Source organism: Okeania sp. SIO2B9 (assembly GCF_010672505.1).
GTDB classification, from domain to species: domain Bacteria; phylum Cyanobacteriota; class Cyanobacteriia; order Cyanobacteriales; family Microcoleaceae; genus Okeania; species Okeania hirsuta.
This window is the reverse complement of the sequence record NZ_JAAHGK010001598.1, coordinates 1-1,454: the sequence shown is the minus strand read 5'-3', so window position 1 is coordinate 1,454 and position 1,454 is coordinate 1. Positions and strand designations below refer to the sequence as shown.

General features: G+C 31.6%; 3 protein-coding genes. All 3 read left to right on the top strand.

Features of this window, described 5'->3' with window-relative positions:
• Window positions 1-65 precede the first annotated feature (65 nt).
• The 3 genes from F6K13_RS32975 to F6K13_RS32965 all read left to right on the top strand — a co-directional run bounded on the left by F6K13_RS32975 (window position 66) and on the right by F6K13_RS32965 (window position 1,192).
• Window positions 66-290, top strand: coding sequence for a response regulator (locus F6K13_RS32975; RefSeq protein WP_124142984.1), 225 nt, complete (start codon window positions 66-68; stop codon window positions 288-290).
• 192 nt (window positions 291-482) lie between these two features.
• Window positions 483-929 (top strand): histidine kinase dimerization/phospho-acceptor domain-containing protein, encoded by a 447-nt coding sequence (locus F6K13_RS32970; RefSeq protein WP_124142985.1) that lies wholly within the window; start codon window positions 483-485, stop codon window positions 927-929.
• A gap of 128 nt (window positions 930-1,057) precedes the next feature.
• Complete coding sequence (locus F6K13_RS32965; protein ID WP_275670265.1) at window positions 1,058-1,192, top strand: hypothetical protein; 135 nt, start codon at window positions 1,058-1,060, stop codon at window positions 1,190-1,192.
• Window positions 1,193-1,454: the final 262 nt, after the last annotated feature.

The window sequence follows — 1,454 nt, the reverse complement described above, 5'->3', positions numbered from 1 at the left end:
TTCGTACTGAATAAAGTCGAAAACTTATGTAGTTTTAGCTAAGAAAAAACATTAAAGGAGTTTCCATGAATCAAAAAAAGGAACACACAATTATGGTGGTAGATAATCAATATCGAAACGCCCATTTAATATTAAATGTATTAAAAAAGTCTGGTTTTAATGTCATTGCAGTAGAGGATAGAGAAACTGCAATTGAGAAGGTAAAAAATGTATTACCAGATTTGATTTTGCTAGATATAATCATGCTAGGAATAGATGGTTTTGAAGTTTGTAGTTACTTGCAAGCTTAAGAAAGCACTAAAAATATTCCTGTTATTTTTATGACTTCACTTTCTGAATCTACTGAAAAAATAAAAGGTTGAAATTTAGGAGCTGTAGACTATATTGTTAAACCGTTTAAACCAGAAGAACTTTTATCGAGAATAGAGATACATATACGCTTACAAAAAGAGATAAAAGAACGGACGGCAGCAGAAATAGAATTGCAAAAATCTGCATCCGAACTGGAAGATAAAGTAGAGGCAAGAACTGCGGAACTTTATCAATCTTTAGCAGAACTTAAAACAGCTCAATCGCAATTAATTCAAAGTGAAAAAATGTCTAACATTGGGGCATTAGTTGCTGGTATTGCTCATGAGTTAAATAATCCAGTTAGTATAGTTTTCGGTAATATCAAGTTGGCGGAAACATATCTCACAGCAATTATTAATCACATTAAATTATATCAAAAACAATTTCCTAATCCTGGTCTAATCATTGAAAAAGGCGCGGAAGAGATGGATATATATTTTCTGATTGAAGAGCTACCAAAAATATTATTTTCCGTAAAAAAACCAGCGATCGCATCAGTGAAATTAGTGTATCATTGCGAAGTTTTGCTAGAGAAGATAGTACCTCAAAAGTACTTTTTGATATTAATGAAAGCATAGATAATACTCTGACAATTTTACAGCATTGACTAAAAGCTAATCATCAGCGTCCAGCCATTGAAATTGTCAAAAATTGTGTAAATTTACCTCAGATTAATTGTTATCCAAATACCTTAAATCAAGTTTTTATGAGTTTGTTAGTAAATACAATGAATTATTTAGAAGAATATAACCACAAAAAATTTAAAACTTATCAAGAAATTCTGCAAAATCCAAATCGAATTACTATTACGACTTCAATTATTGAATCCTATGGAGTATAAATTAGAATAGCTAACAATGGACTGGGAATACTGGAAAACCTAAAATATCAACTATATCAAGCTTTTGAAAAGACTAAGGGTAACAGTAAAATAAGCAACTTGGGATTATCTATGAGTCACTTAAATTGACCTTAATTTTATCATTTTCTTTGTGGGTTTAATACCCCACCGTCAACGGTCGTGTTCAAAATTACTTGGGGGAGCGAATCCCCATGTAATTTTCCTCCTGTCTCCTGTCTACTGTCTCCTGTCTCCTTCTTCA